The organism is Isosphaeraceae bacterium EP7 (assembly GCA_038400315.1).
Classification (GTDB): domain Bacteria; phylum Planctomycetota; class Planctomycetia; order Isosphaerales; family Isosphaeraceae; genus EP7.
Map to the genome: position 1 here is coordinate 4,426,752 of CP151667.1, position 25,091 is coordinate 4,451,842.

Below are 25,091 nucleotides of genomic sequence, written 5' to 3' on the forward strand. Positions count from 1 at the left end.
CGGGCAGGTCCGCGATTTCTGAGGAGAGTGGATGCCAGGGCTGGGCATCCAGGGGCGGAGGGCGGCCTCTGGCGGAAGGCTCGGCTCAACGCTCGCGGTAGACGATCCGCCCCTTGGTCAGGTCGTACGGGGTGATCTCGATCGTCACGCGATCTCCCGGCACGATCCTGATGAAATTCTTGCGCATCTTGCCGGCGATGTGCGCCAGGACGCGGTGTCCCGTCTCCAGTTCGACGAGGAACTGGGTGTTGGGGAGCGCCTCCACGATACGACCTTCAGTCCGGATCGGTTCCTCTTTGGCCACCTGGATCTCCAGAAAACCGGCCCGGCCGCGGCCTCCGGGCGGTGAATGCTAGGGGACGCCCGCCCATGGATCTGGCGGTCACGTCGTCGGCGAGATCCCGAAAGGGACGCACGCTGTGAGACCTCGCCGTCTTGGCGGGCGAGGAGGGGGCGCGGATTTCCCGTATGCCACAGGCTACCGAAATCGGAAGGTTTTTGCCAGCGTTGAGGCGTCGAGAAACACGCGCATGGGAACCGCGATGCCGACACTTGCCCCCATCCGACTCGCGACAACTAGCCTGGACCGGAGCATCCCGGATGGAGGCCAGGGCCCCCACTCCAGGATCGCGTCGGATGATTCCGGCCTGGCCCGGCGACGACCTTGAACGCATTCCGGGGGAGACCCACGGGGCCGTAGTCCAGGCCTGTTCAGCGGGCGGGGCCCGGATCGCCGGCGCGGAGCAGGGCCTCGCCCAGCGTGAACTTGCCGTCGTAGAGGGCCCGGCCGACGATGCTCGAGGCAACGGGCAGCAGGGCGAGCCGGTCGATATCCTCGATCCGCCCAACTCCGCCCGAGGCGATCACCGGGGCCTTCAGCCTGCGGGCCAGCGCCTCGGTGGCCTCCAGATTGGGGCCTTCCAGCGTGCCGTCACGCGCGATGTCGGTGTAGACGACGCCCGCTAGGGGGAGGTCGTCGAACTGCAAGGCGAGGGTCGTCGCGTCGACCGCGGAGACGTCCAGCCAGCCCTCGGTGGCCACCTTGCCGTCGCGTGCGTCGAGGCCCAGCAGCAGACGACCAGGGTATTTGGCGATCATGGTCCGGAACCAATCGGGCTGCTTCAGGGCCTGCGTCCCGACGATCACGCGCTCGATTCCCGCCTCCAGCCAAGTGATGATCGTCGCCTCGTCGCGAATTCCGCCGCCGAGTTGGCAGGGGACGCTCACCCTGCGCAGGATTGCGCGCACCGGCTCGACGTTCACCGGCCGACCTTCCTTGGCCCCGTCCAGGTCGACGAGATGGATGCGTCCCGCCCCCTGGTCTTGCCAGAGCCCGGCCATCGCGGCCGGGTCGTCGCCGAAGACGGTCTCCTGGCCGTAGTCGCCCTGCCGCAGCCTGACGCAGTTACCCCCGCGGAGGTCGATCGCCGGGATCACCTGCATGGTCGTCACCGATCTTTCTCTGAATGCGATCTCGAAAAACCCGAAGGCGTGCCGGCCTCGGCCTACATCCTGGCGAAATTAGCGTACATGGTCAGCCCGGCCTGCTGACTCTTCTCGGGGTGGAACTGACAGGCGAGGAGGTTCTCACGCCCCACCGCCGCGGCGAACGGGCCGCCATGGTCGCTGGTGGCCAGCACGTGCTCGGGCCGGTCGGGGCGGGCGTAGTAGGAATGGACGAAATAGACAGAAGGCGCGGCTCCGAGCCCGTCGAACAGGGGGGTCGGTCGCGCCAGGTCGAGCGTGTTCCAGCCCATGTGCGGGATCTTCAGGCCGGGCTGAGACGCAAACCGGACGATCCGGCCGGGAATGAGGCCCAGGCCTTTGTGGTCGCCGTCCTCGTCGGAGCCGTCGAACAGGAGTTGCAAGCCCAGGCAGACTCCCATGCAGGGAACGCCCCGTGTCACGGCCTCGGTGAACGCCTCGGCGAGCCCCGTCCGGCGCAGCTCGGCGATCGCGTCGGCGAAGGCCCCCACGCCGGGCAAGATCACGCGGGCGGCCGTCCGCACGACGTCGGGGTCGGCGGTAATCGTTCCCTCGGCCCCCACCGCGGCGAGCGCCTTCTGCACGCTCCGCAGGTTCCCCATCCCGTAGTCGATAATCGCGATCATCAAGCCGGCCCGCCCCAGTTCTCAATCCGAAACGGCCATCGTAACGGCCGGCACGACGAGTCGCCACCCGCAGTCCGATGCGCGGGCCTCGATGGAGGTTCGCGGATGCGGGTCAATCGACGGAGGACGGGCGCCCGGGCCGTGCGATCGGCAGCCATCCCCCGTCTTCCTCCTCGCGATCCTTGCGGGTCGGCGTGGGCGTGCGCCGGGCGGGTGTGTTGACCGGAGGGATGTCGTCGGGCGGGCCGAACGAGTCGTTCGATGACTCGTCGATCGGGTCGCCCTGGCCCTTGATATTGGCCACCGGGGGCTTCCTCGTCCGGGAGCGAACGGGGCGGGTTGGCGCGGGATTGCTGGCCGATCTCGCGTCGGAATCGAAGTCCATACCGGCGGAGCGACTGGTGCCATCCTGCTCGCTGATCTGGACCCGAGCGTCGTCGAGCCTCGCGGTCAACTCGCCGTTGAGCGACTCGATCTTGACCAGGTTATCCTCGACCTTGCGGGCCTCTTGCTGCGACTGGGCCAGCTCGTTGCGCAGCTTGGAATTCTCGGTCTCAAGCTGGACCACGCTCGTCTTCAGGTCGGCCATCGAGGTCCGACGGGCGAGGAAGGGGGCCTGCTGCGAGCAGCCGGAGAGAACCCCGAGCACCAAGGTAAGGGCGAGGCCGGCTCCGGGATTGGCGCGACCGTTGAACATCGTGGGGCATCTCCGAATCAGTGGTCCGCGCCGGGGCTTCGATCTCCGTACGTACGACATCCGCCGGGCGGCCCCCGATCCGTCGTAGGGGCATCGCGGCGGGTGTCCGAAGGCTGGAGCGATCTCCGGGCGGGCGGGGCCGGGCTGATCCGCCGGCACACACCTCAGCTCGTTGAACGTAGCCTCATCTCGAACATCGGGCGGATCGCGTCGCCGGATCACGGAAATCGGCCGATTTCAGGACCAGTCGGCGTCGCGAAAGCCCTCACCGGTTTTCGCGGCATAATCGGACGGGGGCCGATCATCTGGGATCGAGGTCGACTCGCTCAGGTCGGGCCGGGAAGGGCCCCCGCGGCTCCGCCTGATCGCCAGGTAGACGGTCATGGTCAGGGCCGTGATCACCGAGCCGGCCAGGGCGCTCAGCAGGATCACCATGCCGGTGGTGCTGGAGAGGCTCCCCATTCCGAAGGGGAGAAAGATCTGCACCGCGGCGTTGTTCGCCCAGATGAACCAGAGCATCAGGCCCAGAACCATCGCCAGGCCGACGAGCCTCCGGTAGATCCAGAGGTTCTTGACCAGGGAGGGGCGTCGCCGCTTGTAGGGATAGACCGGTGCCATGTCCGTCGTTCCTTGGCTAACGCCCGCTGCGATCATCCCAGCAGGGACCAGAAGATGTCCGCCGCGATGTCGAACCTGGGCTTGGCCCAGGCATCCCAGGCCCAGGGCCAAGCATACATCAGGGACAGCGCCGCGAGTCCGAGGCAAGGCCCGAAAGGCAATTCGCCGTCGGCGGCCGACAATTCTTGTTTTCGCCGGCGCTTGATCGCCTTCACAATGATCTTGAAAATCGCCACCGGAAGTCCGAAGAACGGGGCGATGAAGAAGGCCAGAACCGCCGCCTGCCAGCCCATGAATGCGCCGATGAGGGCCAGGATGCGGATATCGCCGTCCCCCATCGCCTCGCGACGCATGATCACGCCGGCGATGAACCGCACAAACCAGACCAAACCACCGCCGACGACCAGGCCAATCATCCCGACCTTGAACCCCTCTAGCATCGTCAGGGCTGACGAGGGGGTGGGCCGGATGTCCGGGATGAGGGTTCCCAGCAGCACGCCCAGGACCATCCCGGGGATCGTCACGGAGTCGAACACCAGTTTCGACTCGGCGTCGATCACGCCGATGACGACCAGGAAGGCGATGAGGGTCAGGTGATAGACCGTCCTCGCCATCTGATGAGAGGTCACGTCGCCGAAGTGCCCGCCGCCCGTCGGGTTGAACGCGACGTCGGTGAGGTAGGCCCCCAGGAAGAGCAGGGCGACCATCAGCTCGATGATCGGATAGCGAGGCGAGATCCCCAGACCGCACCGCCTGCACTCGCCCCGGAGCGCCAGCCAGCCGAGGATCGGCACGTTGTCCATCGCCGCGATCGACGAGAGGCAGCGGGGGCATCGGGAGTCGGGCCAGATGACGCTCTTTTCCAGGGGGATCCGGTAGATGCAGACATTCAGGAAGCTGCCGACCACCGACCCTATCAGGAAGATCCCGCAGCCGATTGTCAGGTGAATCACCAGGGGGATGCTCATGAACGGCCCCCGTCCCAGGCTGGTTGAAGTTCCGTCCAGCGGCGGGCCACTTCGTCGGCGACCTCCGCCGGGGTCCGCCCCGAGGTGACGACGACGAAGTCGGCCACCGATCGGTAATGCGTCTCTCTCGCCTCCAGCACGGTGTTGATCTCGTCGAGCACCGATCGACCGGGGGTGAGCGCCGGGCGCGAGGCCAGGCCCCGGGGATCGGCGACGAGTCGGCCGGCGATGTCGTCGGGCGAGGCCGTCAGCCAGGCGACCAGGCCGTGGTTCCGCAGCGACGAGCGATTGGACTCGCGCAGGATCGCGCCGCCGCCGGTGGCCAGCACCAGCCCTTCGATCCCCGTCAGCTCGGCGATCATCGCCTCCTCAAGGTCACGGAAGGCGGGCTCGCCCTGAGTTTCGAAGATCGAGGCGCTCGACCGGCCTGAGCGGCCCTCGAGCGCCTCGTCGGAGTCGATGAACGTCCGGCCCAGCCGCTCGGCGAGCAGTCGGCCGACGGTGGTCTTTCCCGTGCCTCGATAGCCGACCAGGGACAGTCCGGGGACGCGCCGAGGGATCATGACTGGAGCGGCCCCAGCTTGCGGCGGACGACGTCGCGCATCAGGTCCATCGGCGCCTCTTGGCCGGTGAACAGGTGGAACTGGAGCGCGGCCTGGCGGATGAACATGTCCACCCCGCTGATCGTCGTGCAGCCCCGCTCCTTGGCCAGCTTGAGGAACATCGTGTTCTCGGGATGGTAGATCGTGTCGAAGACGATGCTGCCCGAGCGGAAGCCGGCCGGGGGCATCGGGGTGTCGTCGACGTCGGGATGCATGCCCACGGGGGTGCAGTTAACCAGGATGTCGGCCAGAGTGCTGGCCCGCATCCCCCACGGGATCGTCCGGCAGCCGACCTCCTCGGCGAGCGCGATGGCACGTTCGTCGGTCCGGTTGGTCAGGGTCACGCCCGCCCCTCGCCGGTTCAGGCCGTAGGCGATGGCCCGAGCCACGCCGCCGGCGCCGAGGATGAGCGCCTGCCGGCCCACCAGCGAGCCCGCCTTGTCCTGGACGGCCTGGCCGTGGACCGCCTCTTCGAGCGAGTCCATCGCCGCCCGATAGTCGGTGTTGTGGCCCATCACGCGGCCGTCATCGTGCATCACCACCGTGTTGCACGAGCCGATCCGGCCGACGGCGCCGTCGACCTTGTTCAGGCAGGGGACGATCGCCTCCTTGTGGGGGATCGTCACGCTCAGGCCCTTCAGGCGCAGCGAGGTCAGCTGCCCCAGCGTCTCCTTGACCCGGCCCGCGGGAACCTGGATCGGCACATAAACCTTGTTCAGGCCCAGCGCGCGGAACGCCGCGTTGTGCACCGCGGGGCTCAGGCTCTGGCGGACCGGGTCGCCGATGACGGCGTAGATCTCCGACTCCCGGTCGATCTTGTCGAACTGGTAGGTCCGCTGGAGTTCCTTCAGGGTCGGCAGGCCGGGGGCGAAGACGCGGTCGGGGTTGAAGCCGGCGTAGGTGAACGGGGCGCCGAACTTGGGGCCCAGGATACGGGTGAAGAACCCGACCTCGCCCATGCCGATGGCGATCGTCGGCAGGGCCGTCTCCGAGGCCAGTTCGAGCAGCCGGAGGCCGTCGACGATCGACGCCGCCAGGGTGGCGATCTTGACGATGTCGGCGTTGGCCTCGGCGCACCGGCCGTAGAGTTCCCCGAGGTCCTCGGGGGTCTTCCGCATGTTGTGGTAGCTGACGATCCGCTTGGTCTTGCCGAACCGGGGGATCTGGCCGGCGATGTCCGATTCGAGGTCGATGTAATCGACCCCCATGACGATCGCCTCGCGGATCAGCTTCTGACGCTTCTCCTCGTCGCCGCGCCAGAGTCCGCCGTCGGCGGCGCGTCGGACCGTGACGATGACCGGGGTGTGCCGCTTGGCGAGCAACCGCTTGAGGTCGGCCTCGCGCCTCAGGCAGTCGAGGCGCAGCTCGACGAGTCCCGCTCCGGCGTTGGCCGCGGCCTCCCACTCTTCCAGGACCGAGGAGTGACGCCCCCGGCCGATAATGGCGCAAATCATAATTCGGTCGCTCCGCCCTAGACCCAAGGGCCGGCCTCGCTCGACCGGGTACGGCCAGACGTGCCGACTCCGAGCCCAGGGGCATAGTCAGCTAATTGTAATTCGTCGCCGCGCCGCGATGAAAGCGCCCAGGCCTGAAACCGCGTGCGGCCGGGGCCGGTCTTGCGGATCGAGGGGCATCCGGGGGATAAAAGCGACATCCTTCCCGTACGCCGCCCGCATCAATCGCCCGGCCGCCCCAGGAGACGCCCCCTTGATACCGGTCCTGCGCGACGCCGGCCTGTCGGCCCTCATTGACTCCGAGACGCTCCAGAGCGTCGCCAACGGCCTCCAATTCACGGAGGGGCCGCTCTGGAGGCCGGATGGCTCCCTGCTGTTCCAGGATCTCAAGGCCGAGCGCACCTACCGGGTCGCCCCGGACGGCGTCGTCTCGGTCTTGCGAGAGCAGACTGGCGCGGCCAACGGCCAGGCGTATGCGCCGGACGGACGCATCGTCTTCTGCGAGCAGAATGGCCGTCGGGTCTCGACGATGCTCCCCGACGGCACCGACGTCCGGACGCTCGCCGAGGAATGGTCGGGGAAGCGTCTGAACAGCCCAAACGATGTCGTCTGCCACACCGACGGGTCCGTCTACTTCACCGATCCCCCCTACGGCGTGAAGCCCGAGGATCGGTCGATCCCGTTCCAGGGGGTCTACCGGATCGGCCCCGACGGCCAGCCGGTCCTGCTCGCCGACGACTTCGAGAAGCCCAACGGACTGGCGTTTTCGCCAGACGAGGCAACCCTCTACGTCTGCGACACCGGCCGCTACCACGTCCGCTCGTTCGCCCTGAAGCCGGACGGAACCCTGCGAGAGGGCTCGGGGGCAATCTTCTGCACCCTCGACCCCGGAGAGGCCGGCGGCCCCGACGGGATGAAGGTCGACCGCGCAGGCCGGGTTTACGTGGCCGTCGCCCTGGGAATCTGGGTCTATGAGGCGGATGGCACGCTCATCGGCATCCTGGGGACGCCGAGCCGCCCGTCGAATCTGAACTGGTGCGGGCCCGACTTCCGGTCGCTGGCGATCACGATGGGCGACACGGTGCTGAAGGTCCGGCTGAAGGTCGAGGGAGTCCGACCCCCGTTCCTGCCCGCCTGAAGGGGACGCGTCCCGGGTTCGGCTTGGCCGGCTCGGGACGCCCGCCCGGGTTCAGCGGCCGACGCCGTAAAACACGCCGCCGCCGAAGCCGATGCCGAAGTTCGGCCGGGCGTAGCTGTTGATGCTCCCCTGGATCGCGTTATAACGCTGGGTTCCGGCGTTATAGGAGGCGATCTGGGCGGACCGCTGGGTCGCGGCGGGACCCTGGTCGAACTGGGCCGCCTTGAGCTTGGCCCCTTCGTTCTGGAACCGGTCGCCGGCGGGGTAGAACTCCGCGTTGCGGCCGACGCCGCCCGGATTGCGATAGCCGGGGGCCTGGTCGTCCTGCGTCCCCCCGTAGCTGTAGCGCTCGTTCAAGGGGTTATGGCGGATGACGCTGCGGTGCGCCGGCTCGTAATAGTCCGGATGCGCCGGGTCGGTCGGGATCCCGGGCTGGTGGAGCCGCTCCTGGTTGGGGCGATACGCGGTCCGACGCGTGGTGGTGGGGTCGGCGTGCCTGGCGGCCGGGTCGGTGGCCTTCGGCTCCTGGGCGCCCGCGTTGGTGCCAATCGCGGCAGCCGCGAGAACAAGGCAGCGGATCCTGGTCCGGAACATGGTTCGAGTCTCGTCGGGCTGCGGTTCGGCAGTGCGTGATCCGGCTCTATTCTAGATGACGACCGGGCCGGGTGGAAATCCTTCCGGCGAATCCGGGCGATTTCCCGGCCGCACCGCTCGTCTAAGGGCCGACGATCCCGAATTCCTTGATCTTGCGATACAGGGTCCGCTCGCCGATGCCAAGCAGGCGGGCGGCCTCCTCGCGGTTCCCCTCGGCCAGCTTCAGGGTCTCCGCGATGTAATACTTCTCGATCTGGTCCATGGATTTGCCCACGAGCTGGTCGCTGCCGCCGGGCCCCTCGGCGATCGCGCCGGCCGTGGCGAGCACGTCCTCGGTCAGGTCGTCCACGTCCAGGATGCCGTCGCTGTCGATGACGACCATGCTCTCGATGGTGTTGCGCAGCTCGCGGACGTTGCCCGGCCACGAGTAGCCCATGAGCGCCTTGCGCGTCGCGGGGGAGATCACCGGGATCGGCCGCTCGTGCGCGTTGGCGAATTCCTTCAGGAACGACTCGATCAGCAGCGGGACATCCTCGCGCCTCGAACGCAGGGGCGGCAGGTGGACGCCGATCACCTTCAGGCGATGGAACAGGTCCTGGCGGAATGCACCCGAGGCGATCGCGTCTTTCAAGTCACGATTCGTCGCCGAGATCAGCCGGACGTTGACCTTGAACGCCTCGTTCGTGCCGACGCGGACGACCTCGCCCGACTCCAGCACGCGCAGGAGCTTCACCTGGGTGGCCAGCGGAATATCGCCGACCTCGTCCAGGAACAGGGTCCCGCCGTTGGCGTGCTCGAAGTACCCTTTGCGCTCGCGATCGGCGTTGGTGAAGGCCCCCTTCACGTGGCCGAACAGCTCGCTCTCGAGGATGTTCTCGCTCAGCGCGGCGCAGTTCAGGGGGACGAACGGCTTGTATCGCCTCGGGCTATTGGTGTGCAGCGCCTTGGCCACCAGCTCCTTGCCGGTGCCGCTTTCCCCCGTGATCAGCACCGTGGCCGACGTGGGGGCGACCTGCCTGAGCTTGGCGACCACCGAGTGCATCAGGGGGCTGTTGCCGATGACCCCTTCGAAGCCGAACTTCTCATTGAGCTGCTTCTGGAGCTCGATGTTCGACCGGGCCAGGCGCTGGGTCTGCGACGCCTTGTCGACGACCGTGCGCAGCTCGCTGATATCTAGCGGCTTGGTCAGGTATTGCGTCGCCCCGGCCTGCATCGCGGTCACGGCGGTCTTGATCGTGCCGTGGCCGGTGAGGATCACCACCTCGGAGTCGGGCAGCTCGCGCTTGGCCTTGGCGAGGATTTCCAAACCGCCGACCCCGTCCATGATCAGATCGGTCAGGACGATGTCGAAGTGCTGCTCCTCGATGAGCCCCAGCCCGACCCGGCCGCTGTTGGCGACCACGCACTCGTAGCCGACCCGTTCGAGGCTCTCGGCCACCGCCTGCGCGTGCGGCTCGTCGTCGTCGACCACCAGGACTCGGATCGACTGTTCCACGGGGTCGTGCTCCGGGGCCGGGAAGGGGTCAGGCGGGCAGGCGGACAGTGAACCGAGAGCCGAGGCCGGGCTCGCTGAAGACCTCGATCGTCCCGCCGTGCGCCTCGACGATCTTGCGGGTCGTGGGCAGGCCCAGGCCCGTCCCGCCGGGGCGCGTGGTGAAGAACGCCTGGAAGACCTTCGCCTGATGGTCGGGCAAGATCCCCTTGCCGGTGTCGGTCACATCCAGGACCTGGAAAGCCCCCTCGGAACGCGTGCTGAGGATCAACTCGCCCCCGTCGGGCATCGCGTTCAGCGCGTTGAGGATCAGGTTCAGCAACGCCTGCTTGAACAGGTCGACGTCCAGGGGTAGGGGGGGGAGCTCTTCGTAATGGGTCCGGATGACCACGCCGTTGACGGCCGCCTGCGGCTCGCAGAAGTCGCGCAGCTCCTCGACCACCCCTTTCAGGTCGCACGGGTCGTCGCGCAGAGCTTGCACACGGGCGAAGCGGAGGAAGTCCTCGAGGATGTCCTGGAGCCGGTCGGTCTGCTGGCGAATCCGGTCGATCTTCTGGCGGATCCGGCGATCGCGCTGGGTCTCGGGGTTCTGGAAGTCCTCGGCCAGGAGGTCCAGATTCAGGCTCATCGTCGACAGCGGGTTGCGGATCTCGTGGGCCAGGCCGCCGGCCAGTTCCGCGATCTCGGCATAGAGTGCGGACGGGTCGGACATCGGTCGAGACCTCGCTGAATCGGCCCGCGATCGGTGGCAACCGGGCGAATGGAGAGGGGGCGCCGTCGACCGGCGCCCCCGTGCATTCCTTTAGTCATCGATCTCGGCCTCCGAGCCCGAGTTTCAGCCTCGGAGGTCCGCGGAAGGCAACTCAGTCGCGCCGGGGCGGCCCGCCGCGGTCGCCGGGGGGGCGACGAGGGGGGCCACCGCGATCGCCGCCGGGAGGAGGCCCGCCGGGGCCGCCGCCCATGCCGCTACCGGGGGGCCGGACGGCACCGCCGAGCGGGTCTTCGATCCCACGCTCGGCCAGGGCGGCCTTGCGCGAGAGCTTGACGCGGTCCTGATCGTCCACGGCGATGACCTTCACGAGCATCGTGTCGCCCACGCGGCAGATGTCGGTCACGGAGCCGACGTAGCCGTTGGACAGCTCGCTGATGTGGACCATGCCGTCCTTGCCGGGCAGGATCTCGACGAACGCGCCGAAGTCCTTGATCGAAGAGACTCGGCCTTCGTAGATGCCGCCGACCTTGGCCCCTTCGGTCATCGCCTGGATCTTGTCGCGGGCGGCCTCGGCCCCTTCGGCCGTGGGGCTCGAGAGGGTGACGATGCCGCTGTCCTCGATGTCGATCTTGGCGCCGGTCTCGTCCTGCAGGCGACGGATCGTCTTGCCGCCCGGCCCGATGACCAGGCCGATCTTGTCGGGGTTGATCTGGATCTGGATCAGCCTGGGGGCGTTCACCGAGATCGAGTCGCGGGGCTTCTTGATCGAGCGGAGCATGGTCCGCATGATCTCGAGGCGGGCCTCGCGGGCCTGCTCCAGCGTGCCGCGGACGATCGGCTCGGTGATCCCGAGGTTCTTCAGGTCGAGCTGGATGCCGGTGACGCCGTTCTGGGTGCCGGCGACCTTGAAGTCCATGTCGCCGAAGTGGTCCTCGTCACCGATGATGTCGGTGAGCAGGACGAACTTGCCGGTGGCGTCATCCTGGACCAGGCCGATGGAAATTCCACCGACCGGGTCGTGGATCGGCACGCCGGCGTCCATCAGGCTGAGGGTGGCACCGCAGACGCTGGCCATCGAGCTGGAGCCGTTGGACTCCAGGATGTCGCTGATCAGGCGGATCGTGTACGGGAACTTCGACGCGGGCGGCAGGATCGGCGCCACGCAGCGCTCGGCCAGCATGCCGTGGCCGATCTCGCGACGACCGGGCCCGCGGATGGGCCGGACCTCGCCGACGGCGAACGACGGCATGTTGTAGTCGAGGTAGAACTTCTTGGTGTACTCCTCGGCGATGCCGTCGACCCGCTGCTCGTCGCCGGTGGTGCCCAGCACGGTGGTCACCAGCGCCTGGGTCTCGCCGCGCTGGAAGATGGCCGAGCCGTGGGCGCGGGGGAGGATGCCGACCTCGGACGTGATCATCCGCAGGTCGCGGGGGCCGCGGCCGTCGGGCCGGATGCCGTCGAGGATCATCTCGCGGACGATCCGCTCCTCGATGCCGTGGAAGGCCGACTTGACCCGCGCGGGGGTCATCTCGGGCTTGGGGTTCTCGACCGAGATGAACTCGGCGAGGGCGACCTTGAGCAGGTCCTTCACGGCCGCGTTGCGGTCCTGCTTGCCGTGGATGGCCTTGGCGGCCTTGAGGTCGTGCGCGAACCGGCCATACAGGTCGGCCTTCAGCGGGTCCTGGACCGGCTTGGGCTTCACGTAGGCGGGCAGGCCCAGGGCGGCGAGCAGGTCGGTCTGCAGGCCGATCATCTCCTGGTTGAGGCGATGGCACTCCATGATCGCGTCGAGCATCTCGGCTTCGGGAATCTCGTGGCCGAAGCCTTCGATCATCACGATGGTCGAGTCGGTGCTGGCGACGATCAGGTCGAGGTCGCTGTCCTTCATCTCGGTGGCGGTCGGCAAGACGATGTACTTGCCCTCGACCCGGCCCAGGCGGATGGCGCCGATGGGGCCCATGAAGGGGACCTTGGCCAGCAGCAGGGTGGCGCTGGCACCGTTGATCGAGAGGACGTCGGCGTCATTCTCGCGGTCGGCCGAGATCGGGCCGCACTGGATCTGGACCTCTTCGCGGTAGCCCTCGGGGAAGAGGGGCCGGATCGGCCGGTCGATGAGCCTCGAGGTGAGGACTTCCTTGGTGGTGGGCCGCCCCTCACGCTTGATGAAGCCGCCGGGGAACTTGCCCGCCGAGTACACTTTCTCTCGGTAGTCGACGGTGAGCGGGAAGAAGTCGAGGCCTTCACGGCCGGGGCCGGACACGGTGGCCACCAGGCTCATCGTGTCGCCCAGTCGGACGACGACGGCGCCGCTGGCTTGCTTGGCGAATCGTCCGGTCTCGATCGAGACGGTCTTACCGCCGATCGTCCGTTCGACGGTGACGGGCTTGCGGCCCGGATACGAGGAGGCGCTACTCATCTACAGTGTCCTCGGCCGTGGCGAGGTGGGGTCCGCGATGGGGCATCGGCCCGACGTCGGACCCCCCCAGCAACCGAGACTCTTCGCCCTAGCTCCAGGCGCGCGAACACGCGAGGCCTCGCCGAGAGAAACTCCGGCTCGACATCGCGACAGGTGTTGGCACGGGATGGATGCATCGGTGCGCTAGGGCTCAGGGTGCCGTCGCGGCAGACAGGGAGGAGGTGCATAAGAGACGGAGACTGGGCGATCCATGAAGGAAGGCCCGCACGAGGCGGGCCCATCGCACCAACCGAAATACAAAGAGAGCGGTGGCGGGCCGCCCACCCCGGATGAAGGGGATGAGAAGCGCCCCGACCCGTCTTCGACGATTACTTGCGGATACCCAGCCGGCTGATCAGCTCAAGGTAGCTCTTACGGTTGTGCAGCCGCAGATATTTCAGCAGGCTCGACCGCTTGGAGACCATCATCAGCAGCCCACGGCGGCTGGCGTGATCCTTGCTATGCGCCTTGAAGTGACCCGTCAGGTCCACGATCCGCGCCGTCAGGAGCGCAATCTGGACCTCAGGCGAGCCGGTATCGGCTTCCGCCCGGCCAAAGTCGCCGATAATCGTCTGCTTCTTCTCCTTCGTGATCGCCATCGCACGCCCCACTGCCACCGGCCTGATTCGGAGCCGTCTTTGTGTCGGAACTCGTACGCTTGAAGACGCAGATCGTAGACGATCGATGACTCGAATTCAATCCCTACTCGCCCCTTTCCCCGATCGTCGCCGCCCCGGCCTCCCCGGCTCGCCCCCCTTGTCCCCCGTCGAACGGCCGCGTCGAGCCCGCCGCCGCGATCGACGCAAGATTGGCGTTGGCAAGGGTTGCCGGGTCGGGCTATAGTCCCCGCGAGAGACCCCGGCGTGGTTCCCGTCAGGAGGACGGAATGCAGGCCTTGGCCCTCGTTGAAACGCCCGATCACGTCTGCTGCCGCTACCGGATCCGGCCCTTCCTGCCGGCCCTGGAACGGGCCCACTGCGACGTCGACATCGCCGGCCTGGAGCGGCAGCCGTTCGCCCGCGCCGGCCAGCTGGCCCGTGCAGCCCGGCCCGATGTCGTCCTGCTCCAGCGCAAGCTCCTCAGCGGCTGGCAGTGGGCACTCCTCCGCCGTCAGGCCCGACGACTCGTCTTCGACTTCGACGACGCCGTCTTCCTCCGCGACTCCTACGACCCGCGCGGACCTAACTGCCCGCGACGCGCCCGCAGGTTCGCCCGGATCGCCCGCGAGGCCGATCTCCTCATCGCCGGCAACGCCTTCCTGGCCGAGGCCGCCATCGAGGCCGGCGCGAGCCCGAGCCGCGTCCGGGTGATCCCCACCTGCGTCGAGCCCTCGGCCTATCCGGTCGCCTTCGATCGGCCGCGAACGGAAGGGCTGGACCTGACCTGGATCGGCTCCTCCAGCACCTTGCGCGGGATCGAGTCGAAGGCCGACCTCTGGCGACGAGTCGGCCGGTCGGTCCCGTCCGCCAGGTTCCGGGTCATCTGCGACCGATTCCCGAGGTTCGACCCGCTGCCGGTCGTCGACGTCGCATGGGCCGAACAGACCGAAGGGGCCGAACTGGCACGGGGCGACGTCGGGGTTGCCTGGGTGCCGGACGACCCCTGGAGCCGCGGCAAGTGCGGCCTCAAGGTGCTCCAGTATCAGGCGGCGGGTTTGGCCGTCATCGCCAACCCGGTGGGCGTCCAGGCCCGGATGGTCGAGCCAAGCCGGAACGGCTGGCTGGTCGAAGACGACGATTCGTGGGTGGCGGCGGTTCGCGAGGCGGCCGGATCGCCGGATCTCTGCGAGGCGATGGGCCGGGCGGGTCGCGCCTCCGTCGAGGCCTCCTACTCGGTCGAAGGCTGGTCGGGTGAGTTCGTCGGCGCGTTGACGGGCCGTCCCGCATCTGTCGCGGGCCGACCCCTGGCGGCGGCATCTCGAGCGTCATAAAGGCTGAAGAATTGCGTCGTCGCGGGCGGCGACGGAAACGCGGGGCGGGGCGGCACAGGATGGCCGCCGTCGGCGGACAAGGATGGGGCTGATGCCGGAGGCGACCCGAACCACGCTCGAACAGGAAGAAGGCCGGGACGCCCTGTTCCAGGCCCCCGCCTGGCAATGGCGCAGGGCCGGCCAGGTTGGCTGGTGGTTCAAGCCCGAGTGGGGCCCGGTGCTCATCGGCCCCGACGGGCTCAGGCTCGACGAGTGGCGCCGGTCGGATTCGCTCACCACCATCAAGACGGGCCCCCACCGGGTCGTCTATCGGGCCGACCTCCCCGAGGGGGTCGTCTTCATCAAGCACTTCCTCGTCCCCGACTTCCGCGCCATCCTTCGCCAGTGGTTCCGCCGCGGCAAGGGGCGCAACGAGGGGAGGAGGGCCTCGGCCCTGGAAGCCCTGGGCATCCCCACCATCACGCCCATCGCCCTGGGCGAGCAGCGCAAGCGGCGGTTCCTCTTCGAGAACTACCTCGTCACCCACGCGATCGACCGGGCCATCCCCCTCGACGAGTTCGTCGAGCGTGAGCTTCCCTCCGTCTCGCTGCCGCAGCGCGCCACGATGGCTCGCGAGCTGGCCCAGGCGCTGGGAATCCTCACGGCGAGGCTGCATGACGCCGGGCTCGTCCACCTCGATTTCCACCCCGGAAACATCCTCGTCCGTCGCGGCACCGGCGACCGCATCGAACTGGCGATGATCGACCTGGACGCCCTGCGCACCGCACGAGTGCCGCTGAATCGGGGCGCCTCGCGCGACAACCTGGCGCTGTTGAACCATTACTTCTGGCTCCGCTCGGCGAAGACCGACCGCAGGCGGTTCCTCAAGGCCTACCTGGAAGCCAGGCAGACGCCGGAGTCCGACGACCGGGCCTTCGCCCGCGAGATCGAAGGGGCCACCCGTGACTGGGCCGAACGCCTCTGGAGGCGCTGGGGCCGACGCTGCCGGGGGTCGAACAAGTACTTCACCGTCGGCAGCGACAAGCAGGCCTCGACCCACGCCATCGCCTCGCGCGACCTCGACCCGGCCGACCTGCGGGCCCTGCTCGCCGACCCCGAGGCGCCGTTCCGCTCGCCCAAGTCGAGGTTGATCAAGGACTCTCGCACCACCACGGTCATCGAGACCGAGATGACGGTGCTGGGCCGTCCGACCCGCGTGATTTACAAGCGGTTCAACCCCAAGAAGCGGCTCGAAGCGATCCTCAACCTGGTGCGCCCCTCGCGGGCCTGGCGGGCCTGGCAGGCTGCCCAGCACCTGGTCAGCCGGGCCCTGCCCACGCCTCAGAATCTGGTCTACCTCAGCAAGTCCCCCGGTCGAGGCCTTTTCAGGCGGCTCCGCGCCGCCGAGACGACCTATCACGCCGTGGTGAAGGCCGAGGACACCGTCACCCTGGGCGCCTACGTCTGCCAGGTCTTGCCCACCCTCGGGGCCGAGGAGCAGGTCGCGACCAGACGCCGGCTCCTGCGCGAGCTGGCACTGCTGATGCGGACGCTCCACGAGCGCTCGCTGTCGCACCGCGACCTGAAATCCGAGAACATCCTGGTGAAGGTCGACGGCGAGACGGGCCGGTTCGAGCTGAGCCTGATCGACCTGGTCGGGGTCCGGCTCAGCCATCCGCTGCCCAGGGACCGCCGGGTCCAGAATCTCGCCCGTGTCTACCTCAGCCTGCGCGAGATGCCTGGCGGCACCCGCTCCGACATCCTCCGCTTCCTGCTGACCTATCGCCCCGAGGCCAGGGCCCGGGGCGACGAATGGAAGGCGCTCTGGCGAGAGGTCTTCGCCGCGTCGAAGGCCAAGATCGAGCAGAACCGCAGGCGGAATCGACCCATCAGCTGATTCGACCCATCGACGCGAGCCGGCATCCAGGGAGGGACACCATGACACGACGAAGCTGGGGGATCCTGGCGATCCTCCCCCTCATCGGACTCTCGGGCTGCTCGGTCATGGGCGACCGAGGGCCGGCCCTGCTCCCCACGCGGTACCAGCTGCGCACGGGCCCCTACGTCGTGTCGAGCCAGTTCCCCATCTCCGCCGAGCACCCCGTCATCGGCCAGCTCACCCACCTGCAAGGCGAGGTCGAGACCACCCTCGGGCTGGGCCAGGATCAGATCACCGGGCCGGTCGAGATCTTCATCCTCGACGACAAGAAGGACTACCTGAAGTTCCTCTCGATCCACTTCCCCGAGCTACCCCCGCGCCGGGCCTTCTTCCTGGCCAGGGGAGGCCGGCGGATCATCTACGCCTTCCTCAATGAACACATCGAGGAAGACCTCCGGCACGAGGCCACCCACGCCTTGCTGCACGCCTCCGTCGGCGATCTCCCCCTCTGGCTCGACGAGGGACTGGCCGAGTACTTCGAGCCCCCCTCGCAGCGATCCAGGCTCCACCCCGAGCATCTGGCGCGGCTGAAGGAGCTGGCCAGCACCGGCTGGGAGCCCGACCTCCCGCGTCTCGAATCCCTGGGCCAGATCGATGAGATGACCCCCAAGGAATACAGCGAGAGCTGGGCCTGGGTGCACTACCTCATCAACGGCCCGGCCGCCGACCGCGCACGCCTGGGCGACTATCTCCGCGACGTCCAGGCCAGGCGCCAACCCACCCCGCTCTCCGCCCGCCCCGGAGAGCCCCAGCCCCAGCTCGCGGGCGAATTGCTCGACTACCTCTCCAAGGTCGAAAAGGTCCCCGCCTCGACCCTGGCCTCGGGCGGAGTCTCCGTCCGATCTCAGAGCGACACCCTCAAGGTCGAGCGCGAGCCCGCCCGCCGCCGCTCGTTCTTCCCCTGGCTGGGGAGGATCTTCGGCCGCGACGACGAGCCCGCGCGATGAAATGAAGCGTACGCCCGCCGCCCCGGGGACGTCCCCGGGGCGGCGGGCGTTTTTGGTCAGCCCTTCGAGATGGGCCTGGCCCTCAACAGCAACGCATGGCGGGCTGCTCCGCCGGGATATCCGGTCGCGGCGACCTTGGGCTTGGCGGTGGCCTTCGCGGCCACCTTCTTGGCGGTCGTCTCCTGTGGCGGCACCTTCCCTTGCAGGATGTTCTGCCCGAAGGTCCGCACGTAATTGCTGCCGGGCAGGCCGTCGCCAACGCCGTCGAGCGCAACCCCGTCGGCACTCTTCACCGAATCCAGCACGACGAGCTGATACAGCCGGTTGTGCAGCGCCAGTCGGGTGCGTGGGGCGAGCGTCACCGACGAGTTGGCGGCCGAGTACGTCGCGGCGACGATCGGCACGACCCGGTCATCATGCGTGCCCAGCTTGCGGTCGGGCCCCAGGTTGATCAGCTGATAATTCGAGGTGGCGCCGGCGGTCGACGCGTCCATGGGCCGATCGAATGACACGACCAGGCGGGTCGGATAGTAGTGATATCCGTATCGGGCCAGATTCGAGACCGTGGGCGGGGGCACGGGCAGCACCTGCGTGCTGATTGCGGCCGAATTGTTATTCGGGTCCGAATCGCCTCCGCCGACCGACACCTCGATCCAATTGACGACGGTCTGGCCCGCGGCCGAGGCGAGGGGCAGGGCCACGATCGTCAACGTCTGGGAGGTGTTGGCCGGCATGAGGCCAATGTCGGCCGACACCATGCTCGACGACACCGACACCGTCCCCTGGGTGGTGATGGCCGAGACGTACGCAACGCCGACGGGCAGGGTGTTGGCGATCGCCACGCCGAAGGCGTCAGACGGGCCGTTGTTGGTGACCGTGATCGTGTACGTCAGATTCTGGCCGGGGAGGACTTGCGTGGGACTGCCGGACACCGACAACGTCACACTGGGCAGGACCTGCGGCTGGATCGTGAGCGTGTAGGGAATCGAGCCCGTCGCCCCAACGCTGTCGACGGCCGAGATCACGAAGTTGACGTCGCCCGCGAAGAGTGGCCTGCCGATGAGATTGCCGAAGGGCGACAGTTGGAGGCCTGCGGGCAACTCGCCGGAGGCGACCGAGAAGAAGACGTCGCCCGTCGCTCCCGTGGCGACGATCGTCTGGCTATAAGAGGCCAACACCTGGGCGGGGGGGAGCGTGGTCGGCGTGAGCGTCAGCGTGGCGGCCTCGGCATTGATCCCCGAGGCCTGGCCCAACAGACTCGGGCCAATCAACCCGCCGGCCTGCGCCAAGGGCAGGATGATCGCCGGGACGACGCGCCCTTCCAGCCGTTCCAGCTCCAACTTGACCCGCGACGAGTGGCGCTCGGGGCGCTGAGATCCCTTGGCGAAACCGCGTCGATGATCGGGCATGGAAGAGTCCTCGTCGTTGGGGTGTCCTGGTGATAATGGGAGGTCTGGATAAAAGTAATCGATTGAAACCGTCCGTTCAAGGAATTCATCCTCTTCGGATCACCAGGTCACTCAGGCCAAACGCTTGCCAACTCCGATGTCTCCTCCCCCGGCCGGGCCGCGGCCAGTTCGGCGGTCCATCAACGAAACCGGGCCCCTCCGATGAAGGAAGGGCCCGTTTCCGCAGCGAGTTGATTTCGTCGATCAATGGCCGAGGGCCGGAGTCGCGGGCGGAGGGGTCGCCGGCCCGTTGGTTGCTGCCTCGGCGTTCGGCCGGGCGTGGCCTTCCTCGCTCGCATCATCTTCCTCATCCTTCGGGCGCATGGCCGCAAAGTAGTCGATGATCCGCTCGCCGAGGACGTAGTAGATCGGGATGACGAATCGGCCGAGCACCGTGCTCACGCCGATGCCGAAGGCGATGACGATGCCCAGCGAGTTGCGGCTGTAGGCTCCGGCGCCTGTGGCCCTCGCCATCGGCAAGACGCCCATGACGAAGGCGAACGAGGTCATCAAGATCGGCCTGAGCCGTTCTCGCGAGGCCGCCTTGGCGCTCTCAATGATCCCCATCCCGTGCTTCTCGCGCATCTCGACGCCGAACTCGACGATCAGGATCGCGTTCTTGGTCTCCAGGCCGATGAGCATGACCAGACCGATCTGGCCGAAAACGTCAAGCGGCATGTCGTAGAGCCAGAGGCCGACGATGGCGCCGAACATGGCCAGCGGCACCGTCAGGATGATGACCGTGGGCCTGATCCAGCTCTCATACAAGGCGGCCATGAACAGGAAGACGCAGACCACCGACAGAGCGAAGATGTAGGTCGAAAGGTTGCCCGTCTGCTGCTCCTGGAACGTGGTGCCGGTCCACTCATAGCCGAACCCCTCCGGCAAGACCGAGGCGGCGACCTCTTCCATGGCGGCCTGGGCCTGGCCCGAGCTGAACCCCGGCGCGGGACCGCCATTCACCTTGGCCGCGGCGTACAGGTTGTAATGAGGGACGTCGATCGGCCCGAGCGCGTACCTGACCTCTCCCAGCGAGCTGAACGGGACCTTCTCCCCCTTGCGATTGAGCACGTACAGCCGCTGGATGTCCTCGGGCGTGCGGCGGACCGCGCCCTCGGCCTGCATCAAGACCTTCCAGACCTTCCCGTAAAGGTTGAAGTCATTGACGTAGTAGGCACCCAGGTTCGTCTGGAGCACGGCGAAGACGTCGGAGATGGGCACGTCCAGGCGGCGGGCCTTGGTCCGGTCCAGCTCGAACTTGAGCTGCGGCACGCGGGCCGAGAAGGTCGAAAACACGCCGGCAAGCTCGGGGCGCTGGCGGGCCTTGGCCTGGAACTGGTCGATCACGGTCTGGAGCGCCTGCACACCTCTGCCCGCGCGGTCCTCCAGCATCATCTCGAAGCCGCCCGTCTGGCTCAGGCCGCGGATCGGCGGCGGCTGGAGCACCAGGACGACGGCGTCGCGAATCTTCGCGGAGATCATGCCCTGCAACTGCTGCGTCAGCGCGGCGGCCCTCAACTCGGGCGTCCTCCGCTCCGACCATTCTTCCAGCGGCAGGAAGATGATGCCGGAGTTCGTCTGGTTCGTGCCGCTCAGCACGTTCAGGCCGTCCAGGGTGACAGTATGATGCACCCCGTGCAGCTCCCTGCAAAGATCCTCGACGCGTGACACCACCCGCGCGGTCACCTCGCGGCTGGTGCCGTCGGGTGTCTGAATGGCGACGATGAGGTACCCCTGGTCCTCCGTCGGGATGAACGACTTGGGCCGCTCCATGATCATCCAGCCCGTCAGCGCCAGCAGCCCGAGCGATGGCACGACGATCATCCACCAGTGATGCGCCGTCAGGTCGAGGATCGAGTCGTACGAGTTCTCCAGGTAGCGCATCCCGGCGTTGAACCAGCGGAAGAGGAAGAACTTCGCCTCGCCGTGCTTGGGCTTCAGGAACAGGCGCGACATCGCCGGGCTGAACGTCAGCGAGTTGAACGACGAGAACAGGAACGAGAAGACGATCGTCATGGCGAACTGGTTGTACAACCGGCCCGTCATCCCCGGGATGAACGCCACCGGCACGAAGACCGCCGCCAGAACCAGCGTGATGGTCACGATCGGAGTCGTGATCTCGGCCATCGCCGCCCGCGTGGCGGCCAGCGGCTTGAAACCGCGTTCCAGGAACTTCTCGACGTTCTCGACCACGATGATCGCGTCGTCCACCACCAGGCCGATCGCCAGCACCAGGCCGCAGAGCGTCAGGGAGTTCAGCGAGAACCCGAAGATTGCCATCAGCGAGAACGTGGCGATCAGCGAGATCGGGATCGCCAGCATCGGGATGATCGTCGCCCGCCACCCCTGGAGGAACAGGAACACCACGAGCATGACCAGGATGAACGCCTCGATCAGCGTGTGGACGACCTCGTCGATGTTCTCTTCGACATACTTGGTCGTGTCGTAGGCGATCCGGTATTCGAGCCCCTCGGGGAAGCTCTTCGACAGCCGGTCCATCTGGGTCTTCACCTGCTCGACGATCGAGAGGGCGTTGGCGTCGGCATACTGGTAGATCGGCATGGCGCCGGCGGGCTTGCCGTCGAGGCGGCCCGACGACTCGAAGTTCTCCGACGACAGCTCGACGCGGGCCAGGTCCTTCAGCCGGACGACCGAGCCGTCGTCCTTGCGGCGGACGATGATCTCCTCGAACTCGGAGACCTTGGTGAGCCGCCCCTTCACGGTGATCGGGAACTCGAAGGCCTGCCCCTCGGGCACGGGCGCCCCGCCGATCTTGCCGGCGGCGGCCTGGAGGTTCTCCTGCTGGATGGCCAGGATCACCTCCGTCGGCGGCACCTTCATCTCGGCCATCCGGTTCGGGTCGAGCCAGATCCGCATGGCATACTTGCGGCCGAAGACGACGACGTCGCTGACCCCCTTGATCCGCTTCATCGAGTCGGCGATGTAGATCTGGCCGTAATTGTCCAGGAAGTTGGCGTCGTAGAGCCCTTTGCCCGAGTTATCGACCAGGTTGACCACGCAGACGATGTCCGTCGACGTCTTCTTGATCGACACGCCGTACTGCTTCACCTCCGGCGGCAAGGTGGGCGTGGCCGTCTGCACCTTGTTCTGAATGTCGACGGCGGCGATGTCCTGCGAGTAGCCGACCTCGAACGTCGCCAAGATGTTGGCCACGCCGTTGCTCGTGCTATCCGAGCCGAAGTAGATCATCCCCTTCGTGCCGTTGATCTGCTGCTCGATCGGCGTCGTCGCCGTCTCGGCCACCGTGATCGCGTCGGCCCCGGTGTAGGTCGTCGTGATCTGGATCTGCGGCGGCGCGATCTGCGGATACTGCGCGATCGGCAGCAGGAAGGCGCAGATCCCGCCAATCAGGACCATCAGCAGTGAGAGCACGGTGGCGAAGATTGGCCGACCGATGAAGAAATTGACCATGGGGGCAACGGGCTCATTGATGGATGGGTCGGGCGTCAACGGTGCGGCGTGGTCTCCGTCAATTCTGCGGCCGTGCGGCCTGCCCGGGTGCGGCCTCGGGGGTTTGCTTCGGAGCTTCGGCCGGCTTGGGGGCCTCGGCCTGCTTCGGAGCTTCGGCCGGCTCGGGGGCCTCGGCTTGCTTCGGGGCCTCGGCTTGCTTCGGGGCCTCGGCTTGCTTCGGGGCCTCGGCCTGCTTCGGGGTTTCGGCCTGCTTCGGCGTTTCGGCCTGCTTAGGGGCTCCGGTCGCCTCTGTCGGCGGCGTGGCCGGCTTCGGCTCGGCTCCGCCGGTGGCGCTGCGGACGGGCCTGGGCAGCACGGCGGGCTCCGTCTTCACGAGCATCCCGGGGCGGATCAGCTGGAGGCCCTGGACGATGATCGGGACCCCTGCTTCGAGGCCCGAGAGGATCACGCGGATCCCTTCGAAGGACTGGCCCGCGATGACCTTCTGGATGGCCACCTTGCCGTCCTTGTCCACGAAGTAGACGGTCGGGCCCCCCTCGGTCTCCATGACCGCCATCTCGGGCACCACCACGGTATCGACCAGGCGGTCGACCACCGCCTTGATGGTCACGTACTCGCCCGGCAGTAGCGACCGTTCGGGGTTGGGCACGCGCGCCTTGACCAGGAACGTCGAGGTGGTCGGGTCGATCGTGTTGTCGATGAAGTAGGAGACCCCCGGGTAGGGGTACTCCTGCGGCCCGTTCATGCCCGGCACCGTCAGATGCACCTGCAGGCCATCGCGGATCAGGCGGGTGGCCCGCTCCAGCGACCTCGAGCTGACGCGCACGTCCAGGCCCATCGGGTCCAGTTGCTGGATGTTCGCCAGCTCGGTATAGCTCCCGCCGCCGCTGCTGGCGTCGGGGCCGACGAGGTTGCCCACCTTCACCTTCGACTCGCCAATCCGGCCGTCGATCGGCGAGTACATCCGGCAGTACCCCAGGTTCAGCTGGGCGTCGTTCACGGCCGCGTTGGCGGCCTCCAGCATGGCCTTCGACGACAGCAAGCCCACCTCGTAGTCGGCCTTGGCCTGCTCGGCGTTGGCCATGCTCGCCTCGACCTGCGCCTCGTTCTTCTTGCGATCGGCCTCGGCCTTGTCCAGGTCCTCGCGCGACCCCGCGCTGCGGGCAAGCAGCGCCTTGGCCCTCCGCTCCTCGATCACCGACAGGGTTAGCTGCGCCTGGTCGAGCGCCAGCTGCGACTGCGAGACCTCGCGGATCTTCGACTTCTCCGCCTTCGTCACCGAGGCCTCGGCCTCCGACCGCTTCGCCTTCGCCGAGCTGAGCGCGACCTGGTAGGGCAGCTCGTCGATGACCAGCAGCAGGTCCCCTTTCTTGACGTACGACCCCTCATCGAAGTGCCGTTCCAGCAAGAACCCCCGCACCCGCGCCCGGATCGAGACCTCCTCCAGCGCACGCGTGGTCCCCGTGTTCTCGCTCAGCACCGGCACGCTCATCCGCCGCGAGTCCACGATCCCCACCAGCGGAGGAGGCGGCGCGACCTGTTCGGCCGGCTTGCGGCACCCGGCCAGCAGGGTCGAGGCGGCGGCCAGGGCGAAGCAGGCCACGCGTGCGGCCGGGATCCGGGTGTGTGTGCGCATCGTCCGCGGCATTCTGAGATGCCGTCCGTGAAGTGGGGGCGTCCGGGCCGCCGGCGCCGACCGAGGAACCTCGGGCAGGGCGACCCGTGACAGGGGAGACCGACTCAACCCGCGTGTCGGGGCCTCGTCGGCGCACCTAGAATCCGAGTCAACGGCCGTTGACACAAGATAGTTCCGGTTGACGGCGGAAGTCAACCTGTGTTTACTTTGAGTCCGTGCCAACGTGAGTCAACCGCGGGGAACGTCGATGGAAGACGGGGCCGGGACCACCGTACCCAGGAAGCGCTCGGCCGCCGCAACGCGCGAGTCGATCCTGGCGGCGGCCACCCGGCGGTTCGCGTCCCAGGGCTACGAGCGCTCCGGGGTCCGCGAGATCGCCGGCGACGCCGGAGTCACCGCCGCCCTGGTCAACCGCTACTTCGCCTCCAAGGAAGGCCTCTACGCCCAGGTCATCGACCGCTCCTTCGACGTCGGAGACCTCTTCGACGGCCCCCGAGCCGACCTCCCCCGCCGCATCGCCCGCCGCGCCGTCTACGGCCACGGAGAACAAGGCCAGACCACCTTGCTCCTCCTCCTCCGCTCCGCCACCGAGCCCCACGCCGCCGTCCTGCTCAAATCAAAGATCAATCAAAACTTTATCCAACCCCTCGCCCAGAAACTCGGCGGCTCCCACGCCGAGGCCCGCGCCGCCCTCATCGCCGCCCAGCTCACCGGCTTCGCCACGCTGGACGAGCTCATCCACGTCGATGTCCTTACTACGGCCGACCGTGAAGGGCTGGTAAATATGCTCGTCGAGATGCTGCAGACGTGCGTTGGCGAAGAAGAATAGAACTCATTCCCGGAGTCGGCCGAGATGATACGCCAAGGCCACGCCGCCTATCGGGTCATCACCAAAGGCTGGGACGCCCCGAAGCTCGGCGAGGAGTGCGGGTGTGTACC

The 25,091-nt window shown here is 67.6% G+C and carries 21 protein-coding genes; 5 read left to right on the forward strand and 16 right to left on the reverse strand.

The window, feature by feature from the left end; all coding sequences use genetic code 11:
• Positions 1 to 85: 85 nt before the first annotated feature.
• From infA to aroE, 8 genes are all read right to left on the reverse strand, one after another.
• Positions 86 to 304: a translation initiation factor IF-1 gene (infA, locus tag EP7_RS17150; RefSeq protein ID WP_463522864.1), complete on the reverse strand. Its 219-nt coding sequence runs from the start codon at positions 302 to 304 to the stop codon at positions 86 to 88.
• Between the two features lie 407 nt (positions 305 to 711).
• On the reverse strand, positions 712 to 1,443 hold the full coding sequence (gene hisA / locus EP7_RS17155; protein WP_463528433.1) for a 1-(5-phosphoribosyl)-5-[(5-phosphoribosylamino)methylideneamino]imidazole-4-carboxamide isomerase: 732 nt from the start codon (positions 1,441 to 1,443) through the stop codon (positions 712 to 714).
• 62 nt (positions 1,444 to 1,505) lie between these two features.
• A complete protein-coding gene (gene hisH, locus EP7_RS17160; protein ID WP_463522866.1) occupies positions 1,506 to 2,111 on the reverse strand; it encodes an imidazole glycerol phosphate synthase subunit HisH in 606 nt (201 codons plus the stop codon).
• A 112-nt stretch (positions 2,112 to 2,223) separates the two neighbouring features.
• Positions 2,224 to 2,808 (reverse strand): hypothetical protein, encoded by a 585-nt coding sequence (locus EP7_RS17165; protein WP_463522868.1) that lies wholly within the window; start codon positions 2,806 to 2,808, stop codon positions 2,224 to 2,226.
• 237 nt (positions 2,809 to 3,045) lie between these two features.
• A complete protein-coding gene (locus EP7_RS17170; protein ID WP_463522870.1) occupies positions 3,046 to 3,426 on the reverse strand; it encodes a lipopolysaccharide assembly protein LapA domain-containing protein in 381 nt (126 codons plus the stop codon).
• A gap of 32 nt (positions 3,427 to 3,458) precedes the next feature.
• Positions 3,459 to 4,394, reverse strand: a complete 936-nt coding sequence (locus EP7_RS17175) for a prepilin peptidase (protein WP_463522872.1) — start codon at positions 4,392 to 4,394, stop codon at positions 3,459 to 3,461.
• Positions 4,391 to 4,957, reverse strand: coding sequence for a shikimate kinase (locus EP7_RS17180; RefSeq protein ID WP_463522874.1), 567 nt, complete (start codon positions 4,955 to 4,957; stop codon positions 4,391 to 4,393). The genes EP7_RS17175 and EP7_RS17180 overlap by 4 nt, the downstream gene beginning before the upstream one ends.
• The gene (aroE, locus tag EP7_RS17185) at positions 4,954 to 6,450 is read right to left on the reverse strand and encodes a shikimate dehydrogenase (RefSeq protein WP_463522876.1); all 1,497 of its coding nucleotides are present in this window, start codon (positions 6,448 to 6,450) and stop codon (positions 4,954 to 4,956) included. The genes EP7_RS17180 and aroE overlap by 4 nt, the downstream gene beginning before the upstream one ends.
• Before the next feature lie 253 nt (positions 6,451 to 6,703).
• Here aroE and EP7_RS17190 point away from each other — a divergent pair, with 253 nt between their 5' ends.
• The gene (locus EP7_RS17190) at positions 6,704 to 7,588 is read left to right on the forward strand and encodes an SMP-30/gluconolactonase/LRE family protein (protein WP_463522878.1); all 885 of its coding nucleotides are present in this window, start codon (positions 6,704 to 6,706) and stop codon (positions 7,586 to 7,588) included.
• Positions 7,589 to 7,639: 51 nt separating this feature from the next.
• On the opposite strand, the gene EP7_RS17195 is transcribed toward EP7_RS17190, so the two are convergent.
• The 5 genes from EP7_RS17195 to rpsO all read right to left on the reverse strand — a co-directional run bounded on the left by EP7_RS17195 (position 7,640) and on the right by rpsO (position 13,440).
• Entirely contained in the window at positions 7,640 to 8,182 is a 543-nt protein-coding gene (locus EP7_RS17195; protein WP_463522880.1) for a hypothetical protein, read from the reverse strand.
• A 121-nt stretch (positions 8,183 to 8,303) separates the two neighbouring features.
• Entirely contained in the window at positions 8,304 to 9,677 is a 1,374-nt protein-coding gene (locus tag EP7_RS17200; protein WP_463522882.1) for a sigma-54-dependent transcriptional regulator, read from the reverse strand.
• A gap of 28 nt (positions 9,678 to 9,705) precedes the next feature.
• On the reverse strand, positions 9,706 to 10,386 hold the full coding sequence (locus tag EP7_RS17205) for a sensor histidine kinase (protein WP_463522884.1): 681 nt from the start codon (positions 10,384 to 10,386) through the stop codon (positions 9,706 to 9,708).
• A gap of 151 nt (positions 10,387 to 10,537) precedes the next feature.
• Positions 10,538 to 12,802, reverse strand: a complete 2,265-nt coding sequence (gene pnp, locus EP7_RS17210) for a polyribonucleotide nucleotidyltransferase (RefSeq protein ID WP_463522886.1) — start codon at positions 12,800 to 12,802, stop codon at positions 10,538 to 10,540.
• A gap of 368 nt (positions 12,803 to 13,170) precedes the next feature.
• On the reverse strand, positions 13,171 to 13,440 hold the full coding sequence (gene rpsO, locus EP7_RS17215; protein WP_463522888.1) for a 30S ribosomal protein S15: 270 nt from the start codon (positions 13,438 to 13,440) through the stop codon (positions 13,171 to 13,173).
• A gap of 287 nt (positions 13,441 to 13,727) precedes the next feature.
• Here rpsO and EP7_RS17220 point away from each other — a divergent pair, with 287 nt between their 5' ends.
• From EP7_RS17220 to EP7_RS17230, 3 genes are all read left to right on the forward strand, one after another.
• Positions 13,728 to 14,771 (forward strand): glycosyltransferase family 4 protein, encoded by a 1,044-nt coding sequence (locus EP7_RS17220; protein WP_463522890.1) that lies wholly within the window; start codon positions 13,728 to 13,730, stop codon positions 14,769 to 14,771.
• Between the two features lie 91 nt (positions 14,772 to 14,862).
• Positions 14,863 to 16,647, forward strand: a complete 1,785-nt coding sequence (locus EP7_RS17225; protein WP_463522892.1) for a lipopolysaccharide kinase InaA family protein — start codon at positions 14,863 to 14,865, stop codon at positions 16,645 to 16,647.
• A gap of 41 nt (positions 16,648 to 16,688) precedes the next feature.
• On the forward strand, positions 16,689 to 17,636 hold the full coding sequence (locus EP7_RS17230) for a DUF1570 domain-containing protein (protein ID WP_463522894.1): 948 nt from the start codon (positions 16,689 to 16,691) through the stop codon (positions 17,634 to 17,636).
• 56 nt (positions 17,637 to 17,692) lie between these two features.
• Here the strand turns inward: EP7_RS17230 and EP7_RS17235 are convergent, their stop codons facing one another.
• The 3 genes from EP7_RS17235 to EP7_RS17245 form a co-directional block, all read right to left on the reverse strand.
• Complete coding sequence (locus EP7_RS17235; protein ID WP_463522896.1) at positions 17,693 to 19,045, reverse strand: hypothetical protein; 1,353 nt, start codon at positions 19,043 to 19,045, stop codon at positions 17,693 to 17,695.
• Positions 19,046 to 19,288: 243 nt separating this feature from the next.
• The gene (locus EP7_RS17240; protein ID WP_463522898.1) at positions 19,289 to 22,516 is read right to left on the reverse strand and encodes an efflux RND transporter permease subunit; all 3,228 of its coding nucleotides are present in this window, start codon (positions 22,514 to 22,516) and stop codon (positions 19,289 to 19,291) included.
• A gap of 58 nt (positions 22,517 to 22,574) precedes the next feature.
• Complete coding sequence (locus tag EP7_RS17245; protein WP_463522900.1) at positions 22,575 to 24,152, reverse strand: efflux RND transporter periplasmic adaptor subunit; 1,578 nt, start codon at positions 24,150 to 24,152, stop codon at positions 22,575 to 22,577.
• 247 nt (positions 24,153 to 24,399) lie between these two features.
• On the opposite strand from EP7_RS17245, the gene EP7_RS17250 reads away from it, so the two are divergent.
• The gene (locus EP7_RS17250; RefSeq protein ID WP_463522902.1) at positions 24,400 to 24,981 is read left to right on the forward strand and encodes a TetR/AcrR family transcriptional regulator; all 582 of its coding nucleotides are present in this window, start codon (positions 24,400 to 24,402) and stop codon (positions 24,979 to 24,981) included.
• Positions 24,982 to 25,091 lie beyond the last annotated feature (110 nt).

Coding starts and splice junctions, on each gene's coding strand:
- EP7_RS17165 (WP_463522868.1), bottom strand. CDS start 2,808: ATGTTCAACGGTCGCGCCAATCCCGGAGCCGGCCTCGCCCTTACCTTG.
- hisH (WP_463522866.1), bottom strand. CDS start 2,111: ATGATCGCGATTATCGACTACGGGATGGGGAACCTGCGGAGCGTGCAG.
- EP7_RS17240 (WP_463522898.1), bottom strand. CDS start 22,516: ATGGTCAATTTCTTCATCGGTCGGCCAATCTTCGCCACCGTGCTCTCA.
- EP7_RS17225 (WP_463522892.1), top strand. CDS start 14,863: ATGCCGGAGGCGACCCGAACCACGCTCGAACAGGAAGAAGGCCGGGAC.
- EP7_RS17170 (WP_463522870.1), bottom strand. CDS start 3,426: ATGGCACCGGTCTATCCCTACAAGCGGCGACGCCCCTCCCTGGTCAAG.
- EP7_RS17235 (WP_463522896.1), bottom strand. CDS start 19,045: ATGCCCGATCATCGACGCGGTTTCGCCAAGGGATCTCAGCGCCCCGAG.
- EP7_RS17195 (WP_463522880.1), bottom strand. CDS start 8,182: ATGTTCCGGACCAGGATCCGCTGCCTTGTTCTCGCGGCTGCCGCGATT.
- pnp (WP_463522886.1), bottom strand. CDS start 12,802: ATGAGTAGCGCCTCCTCGTATCCGGGCCGCAAGCCCGTCACCGTCGAA.
- EP7_RS17245 (WP_463522900.1), bottom strand. CDS start 24,152: ATGCGCACACACACCCGGATCCCGGCCGCACGCGTGGCCTGCTTCGCC.
- rpsO (WP_463522888.1), bottom strand. CDS start 13,440: ATGGCGATCACGAAGGAGAAGAAGCAGACGATTATCGGCGACTTTGGC.
- EP7_RS17250 (WP_463522902.1), top strand. CDS start 24,400: ATGGAAGACGGGGCCGGGACCACCGTACCCAGGAAGCGCTCGGCCGCC.
- EP7_RS17175 (WP_463522872.1), bottom strand. CDS start 4,394: ATGAGCATCCCCCTGGTGATTCACCTGACAATCGGCTGCGGGATCTTC.
- EP7_RS17180 (WP_463522874.1), bottom strand. CDS start 4,957: ATGATCCCTCGGCGCGTCCCCGGACTGTCCCTGGTCGGCTATCGAGGC.
- EP7_RS17205 (WP_463522884.1), bottom strand. CDS start 10,386: ATGTCCGACCCGTCCGCACTCTATGCCGAGATCGCGGAACTGGCCGGC.
- EP7_RS17230 (WP_463522894.1), top strand. CDS start 16,689: ATGACACGACGAAGCTGGGGGATCCTGGCGATCCTCCCCCTCATCGGA.
- hisA (WP_463528433.1), bottom strand. CDS start 1,443: ATGCAGGTGATCCCGGCGATCGACCTCCGCGGGGGTAACTGCGTCAGG.
- aroE (WP_463522876.1), bottom strand. CDS start 6,450: ATGATTTGCGCCATTATCGGCCGGGGGCGTCACTCCTCGGTCCTGGAA.
- EP7_RS17220 (WP_463522890.1), top strand. CDS start 13,728: ATGCAGGCCTTGGCCCTCGTTGAAACGCCCGATCACGTCTGCTGCCGC.